The organism is Streptomyces nanshensis, from assembly GCF_001751255.1.
Lineage (GTDB): Bacteria > Actinomycetota > Actinomycetes > Streptomycetales > Streptomycetaceae > Streptomyces > Streptomyces nanshensis_A.
The window spans coordinates 1-6,360 of record NZ_LJGW01000186.1 but is presented as its reverse complement, the minus strand read 5'-3'; the positions used below and the strand labels follow the sequence as shown (position 1 = coordinate 6,360).

Here is a 6,360-nt window from a genome sequence, read left to right as displayed (position 1 = left end):
GGACGAGGAGTGCCGTGCGTACGCGCCCGAGCTGCGGGCGGCCTTCCCGCTGCACTGGATCGCCGCCCACGAGTCCGTCCTCGCCTGCGACTCCGCCTGGACGGAGCGCGGACGGCCCGTCCCCGCACCGCAGTTGGCCGCCCGCCTCGCCGGCGAGGCGCTCGTCTCCCGGCTGCCCGCCGGCACCGTGCCGCTGCCGCTGCACCCGTGGCAGGCCAAGCGGCTGGCCCACCGGCCCGCCGCGGCCCGGCTGTTCGCCGAGGGGCTGCTGCACGACCTGGGCGAGGCGGGAGGACTCTGGCATCCCACGTCCTCGGTCCGTACGGTCGCCAGGCCCGGCGGTCCCGCGATGCTCAAGCTCTCCCTCGGTCTGCCGATCACCAACTCCCGCCGGGACAACCTCCGTAAGGAGCTGCTGCGCGGTCTGGAGGTGCACCGGGTGCTGCGCTCCGGGCTCGGCGCGCAGTGGCGGGCCGCACACCCCGGCTTCGACATCGTCCGCGACCCAGCGTGGCTCGGTGTGAACGGCCCGGACGGACAGCCGCTTGAGGGCCTGGACACCGTCGTACGGCACAACCCCTTCGGCCCCTCGGACGACGCCGTCTGCCTGGCGGGGCTCACCGCCGAACAGCCGTGGCCCGGCGCCGAGTCCGGGGTGCTGCGCTCCCGGCTCGCGGCGGTGATCGAGGGGCTGGCCGCGCGGACGGAGCGGACCCTCACCACGGTGGCCACGGAGTGGTTCCTGCGCTATCTCGACGCCGTCGTGGAACCGGTGCTCTGGCTGGACGCGCACGCCGGGATCGCCCTGGAGGCCCACCAGCAGAACACGCTGGTGCTGCTCGACGAGGCGGGGTGGCCGGCCGGGGGACGTTACCGCGACAACCAGGGCTACTACTTCCGTGAGTCCCGCAGGGACGCGCTCCGACAGCGCCTGCCTGGTGGGCGGTTGGGCGAGGCGAGCGACTCCTTCGTGGACGACGCCGTGGTGGACGAGCGCTTCGCGTACTACCTGGGCATCAACAACGTCCTCGGTCTCATCGGGGCCTTCGGGGTACAACGCCTCGCCGACGAGCGGGTGTTGCTCGCCGCCGCCCGCCAGTTCCTGCGCAGAAGCGCGCGCGGACACGGGGACGCGCAGGGGTCGGGCACGGCGTACGGCTGCGGCGGCGGTCCCGTATCGGCGCTGCCCCGACTGCTGTTGGAGTCGCCGACGCTGCGCTGCAAGGCGAATCTGCTCACGCGGCTGCACGGCATGGACGAACTCGTGGGTTCCGTCGACACCCAGTCCGTCTACGTCACGATCGCCAACCCGCTGTGCCGGTGAGGGCCGTACCGGGGGCGAGAGGAGGCGCGTCCGCGTGAAGCCTCCTGAGCCGGGGGCCGCCGACCCGGCGGGCGGCCCGGCGCCTCTGCCTTCCGAGCTCCCTGCCGATCCGCCGACGGCGCCCGGGACTTGGGGCCCTGAGACGTCGCCGTCCGGACCGTCCGCGTCGCCCGACGCCGACGACACCCTCGATCTGCGCCTCTGCGACGTCCCCGCGGCCGGCTGGCTCCCCAGCGGGGCGGTAATCGATCATCTGGGCCCGGTCGAACCCTTCGCGCCCGAACTCCCCGCGCCCCGGCCCGATCTGCTCGACTCCGTCGCCGCCTGGCCTGCCGCGGAGACACCGGTGGGCACGCTGCGTCTCGTACCCGTACGCCCGCAGCGCGACGTGCGGCTGATCGCCGCCTGGATGAACGACCCCGCGGTGGCCGCTTTTTGGGAGCTGGACGGTCCGCAAGAGGTGACGGCCGCCCATCTGCGGTCCCGACTCGACGGCGACGGACGCAGCGTCCCCTGCCTCGGCGTCCTCGACGGCGTCCCGATGAGCTACTGGGAGATCTACCGCGCCGACCTCGACCCCCTCGCCCGCCACTTCCGCGCCCGTCCGCACGACACCGGGCTGCATCTGCTGATCGGCGGGGTGCCGGACCGCGGACGCGGTCTCGGTACGGCCCTGCTGCGGGCCGTCGCCGACCTCGTGCTCGACCGGCGGCCGCGCTGCGGACGGGTCCTGGCCGAGCCGGACGTACGCAACGTCGCCTCCGTCGCGGCGTTCCTGAGCGCCGGGTTCCGGCTGTCGGCCGAGGTCGATCTGCCCGGGAAGCGTGCCGCGCTCATGGTGCGGGACCGGGCGCTGCGCGAGGTGCTGTGACGGTACGGGCGCACGCGGACGGCGGTCCGCTCCCGTCCGCGCTCGCGCGCCCGGCCGTTGCGCCGCGTGCTCCGCCCCGGTCCCGTGCCGCCGCCCTGTCCCCGAACAAGGAGAACCGCCGTGCATCTGCCCGTCCGCGACGACTGCCACGACGATCCGCAGGACCCCGCCGCGTTGCGCATGCCGCCCGGCATGGACCGGGACACCTGGCGGCGGGCCGGCAGACGTCTTCTGGCCAAGATGATCGGCGAGTTCGCGTACGAGGGGATCATCCGTCCGCTGCCCGACCCTGACTCCGAGACCGACCCTGACTCCGAGACCGAACCGGACCCGGAGGCCGCCCCGGTCCCCGAGCCCCGTTCCGGACGCGCCGCCTACCGCCCGTACCGCCTCCGCGTCGCCGACGACCTCACCCTCCGCTTCCGCGCCCGGCGCGGCGCCTACGGCCACTGGAACATCGACCCCGCCTCCCTCACGCCCGCCGACGCCGACCCCTTCGGCTTCGTGCTCCGCGCGCACGACGCGCTCCTCGGTCTGACCGGCGACACCACCGGCCATCTCATCCGCGAACTCTCCGCGACACTGCTCGCCGACGTACGCCTCAGCGAGCGCGAACTGCCCGCCGCGCGCCTCGCGGACCTCGGATACGCCGAGTTGGAAGGCCATCAGAAGGGCCACCCCTGGCTCGTCGCGAACAAGGGCCGGCTGGGCTTCTCCGCCTCCGACGCCGTCCGCTGGGCGCCCGAGGCCCGCCGTGCGCAGCGCCTCCCCTGGATCGCCGTACGCAACGGGCTTGCCGCCTACCGCGGTGTGCCCACCCTCGCGGAGCCCTACCGCCTCTACGAACGCGAACTGGGCCCGGAGACGCTCCGCGAGTTCCGCCACGCGCTGCGCTCGCGCGGACTGCCCGCCGAGGACTATCTGCTGCTGCCCGTACACCCCTGGCAGTGGGACGAGACGATCGCGCCGCTGTTCGCGGACTGCCTCGCCAAGGGCGACATCGTCCCGCTCGGCACCGACGGCGATCTGCGTCTGCCCCAGCAGTCCGTGCGGACCTTCCTCAACACCAGCCGGCCCGAGCGGCACACGGTCAAGCTTCCGCTCTCGATCCTCAACACCCTTGTGTGGCGGGGCCTTCCGACGGAACGCACCCTCGCGGCGCCCGCCGTCACCCGGTGGATCCACGCCCTGCGCGACGGCGACGCCTTCCTGCGGGAGGAGTGCCGGGTCGTGCTGCTGGGCGAGGTCGCCTCCGTCACCGTCCGGCATCCGCTCTACGACCGGCTTCCGCAGGTCCCGTACCAGTACCGCGAACTGCTCGGCTGCATCTGGCGCGAACCGCTCGCCGGACAGTTGGACTCGGGGGAGCGGGCCCGTACCCTCGCCTCGCTCATCCACACCGACGCCCGTGAGCGCTCCGTCACCGCGGAGCTGGTCGAACGCTCCGGCCTGCCGCCGCGCGTGTGGCTGCGCCGGCTCTTCGCGGCGCTGCTGCCCCCGCTGCTGCACTTCCTCTACCGCTACGGCACGGTCTTCTCCCCGCACGGCGAGAACGCGGTCGTGATCTTCGACGAGGACGACGTGCCCGTGCGGCTGGCGGTCAAGGACTTCGTCGACGACGTCAACGTCAGCACCGAGCCCCTGCCCGAACTGGAGGACATGCCGCAGGAGGTGCGCGAGGTGCTGCTGAGAGAACCGCCGCACTTCCTCACGCAGTTCATCCACAGCGGGCTCTTCGTGGGCGTCTTCCGCTATCTGGCGCCGCTGTACGAGGAGCAACTGGGCGTGCCCGAACGGGAGTTCTGGGCGCTGCTGCGCGCCGAGACCGAGCGCCACCACGCCCGCTTCCCCGAGCTGAAGGAGCGCTTCGCCGCCTTCGACCTGCTCACGCCGCGCATCGCGCGCCTCTGTCTGAACCGCAACCGGCTGCACAGGGACGGCTACCGCGACCGCTCCGAGCGCCCGCACGCCGCCGTGCACGGCACGGTCGCCAACCCCCTGCACCAGGCGTGAGACCACCGGGAGCGGACGCGGTGTCAGAGGTGCCGCGTAGGGTGTCGGACCTATGAGCAAGCCCGCCCTCACCGATCTCCTGCACGCCGCCGTCACCGCCGTCGGCGGTACGGAACGGCCTGGTCAGGTGGCCATGGCCGAAGCCGTCGAGGAAGCCGTCGACGGCGGCACCCATCTGCTGATCCAGGCGGGCACCGGCACCGGCAAGTCCCTCGGCTATCTCGTTCCGGCGCTGGCGCACGGGGAGCCCGTCGTCATCGCGACGGCCACGCTCGCGCTGCAACGGCAGCTCGTCGAGCGCGATCTGCCCCGTACGGTCGAGGCGCTGCACCCGCTGCTGCGCCGCCGTGCCGCCTTCGCGATGCTCAAGGGCCGCTCCAACTACCTGTGTCTGCACCGCCTCCACGAGGGCGTGCCGCAGGAAGAGGAGGAGGGCCTCTTCGATCCTCCCCTGGCCTTCGGCATGGGGGACCCCACCTCGGCCGCCGCCCCCACCTCCCGCCTCGGCAAGGACCTGCTGCGGCTGCGCGACTGGTCGGACGAGACGGAGACGGGCGACCGGGACGATCTGAAGCCGGGCGTCTCCGACCGCGCCTGGGCCCAGGTGTCGGTCTCCTCGCGCGAGTGCCTGGGCGCCTCGAAGTGCGCGTACGGGCAGGAGTGCTTCGCCGAGGCGGCCCGTGAGCGGGCCAAGCTCTCCGAGGTGATCGTCACCAACCACGCGCTGCTCGCGATCGACGCCATCGAGGACGCCCCGGTGCTGCCCCGCCACGAGGTCCTCATCGTCGACGAGGCACACGAACTGGTCTCGCGCGTCACGAACGTGGCCACGGGCGAGCTGACGCCCGGCAGCGTCAACCGTGCCGTACGCCGCGCGGCGAAGCTGATCGACGAGAAGACCGCCGACCGGCTCCAGACGGCGTCCGAGAGCTTCGAGCGCCTGATGGAACTGGCCCTGCCCGGACGGCTGGAGACCGTCCCCGAGGATCTCGCGCACGCCCTGATGGCGCTGCGCGACGCCGCCCGCGAGGGCGTCACGTCCCTCGGCAACACCCGTGACAGATCCGTCCAGGACGAGGACGCGGTTCGCAAACAGGCCCTCGCCTCCTTGGAGAACGTGCACGACGTGGCCGAACGGGTCGTGCAGGGCTCCGAGTTCGACGTGATCTGGTACGAGCGGCACGACCGGTTCGGCGCCTCGCTGCGCGTCGCCCCGCTGTCGGTCTCGGGGCTGCTGCGCCACAAGCTCTTCACCGACCGCTCGGTGGTGCTCACCTCCGCCACGCTGAAGCTGGGCGGCGACTTCGACGGCGTCGGGGCCTCCCTGGGGCTCGCTCCCGAACGCGTCCTGGACGGCGACGTCCCCGGCGGTGAGGGCGGGGGCTCGGCGGAGGAGGAGATGCCGCAGTGGCGCGGCCTCGACGCCGGTTCGCCCTTCGACTACCGCAAGCAGGGAATCCTCTATGTGGCCGGGCACTTGGCGCCGCCCGGCCGTGAGCCGACCCGGCGGGACATGCTGGACGAGCTGGCCGAACTGGTCGGCGCGGCCGGCGGCCGTACGCTCGGCCTGTTCTCCTCGATGCGGGCCGCGCAGACGGCCGCGGAGGAGCTGCGCGGCAGGCTCGACGTGCCGATCCTGCTCCAGGGCGAGGAGACGCTCGGCGAACTGATCCGCCGCTTCGCGGAGGACGCCGCGACATGTCTCTTCGGCACGCTCTCGCTGTGGCAGGGCGTCGATGTCCCGGGCGCGAACTGCCAGTTGGTCGTGATGGACCGCATCCCCTTCCCGCGCCCGGACGATCCGCTGATGAGCGCCCGCCAGAAGGCCGTCGAGGAGCACGGCGGCAACGGCTTCATGGCGGTCGCGGCCACCCACGCGGCGCTGCTGATGGCGCAGGGCTCGGGACGGCTCGTACGGGCCTCGGGGGACCGGGGCGTCGTCGCGGTGCTCGACCCGCGGCTGGAGCGGGCGCGGTACGGGGGCTTCCTGCGGGCGTCGATGCCGGACTTCTGGTACACGACGGACCGCAATCAGGTCCGCCGCTCCCTCGCCGCCATCGACGCCGCCGCCATCGACGCAGCGCCCAAGGGCGCCGCGAAGGAGGGCGCCGCGAAGGAGCGCGCCGGGGCGTAGCCGCCCGGGAGTCGGCCG

4 protein-coding genes are annotated in these 6,360 nt (G+C 73.1%); all 4 read left to right on the top strand.

Going from position 1 to position 6,360, the window contains the following annotated elements; translation table 11 throughout:
• The coding region (locus tag AN218_RS11255; protein ID WP_275936968.1) for an IucA/IucC family protein at positions 1-1,324 on the top strand (1,324 nt) is incomplete at its 5' end.
• A 34-nt stretch (positions 1,325-1,358) separates the two neighbouring features.
• Positions 1,359-2,195 (top strand): GNAT family N-acetyltransferase, encoded by an 837-nt coding sequence (locus AN218_RS11250; protein WP_244900402.1) that lies wholly within the window; start codon positions 1,359-1,361, stop codon positions 2,193-2,195.
• Between the two features lie 180 nt (positions 2,196-2,375).
• On the top strand, positions 2,376-4,208 hold the full coding sequence (locus tag AN218_RS11245) for an IucA/IucC family protein (protein ID WP_070016695.1): 1,833 nt from the start codon (positions 2,376-2,378) through the stop codon (positions 4,206-4,208).
• A gap of 52 nt (positions 4,209-4,260) precedes the next feature.
• Positions 4,261-6,342 (top strand): ATP-dependent DNA helicase, encoded by a 2,082-nt coding sequence (locus AN218_RS11240; protein ID WP_070016682.1) that lies wholly within the window; start codon positions 4,261-4,263, stop codon positions 6,340-6,342.
• Positions 6,343-6,360 lie beyond the last annotated feature (18 nt).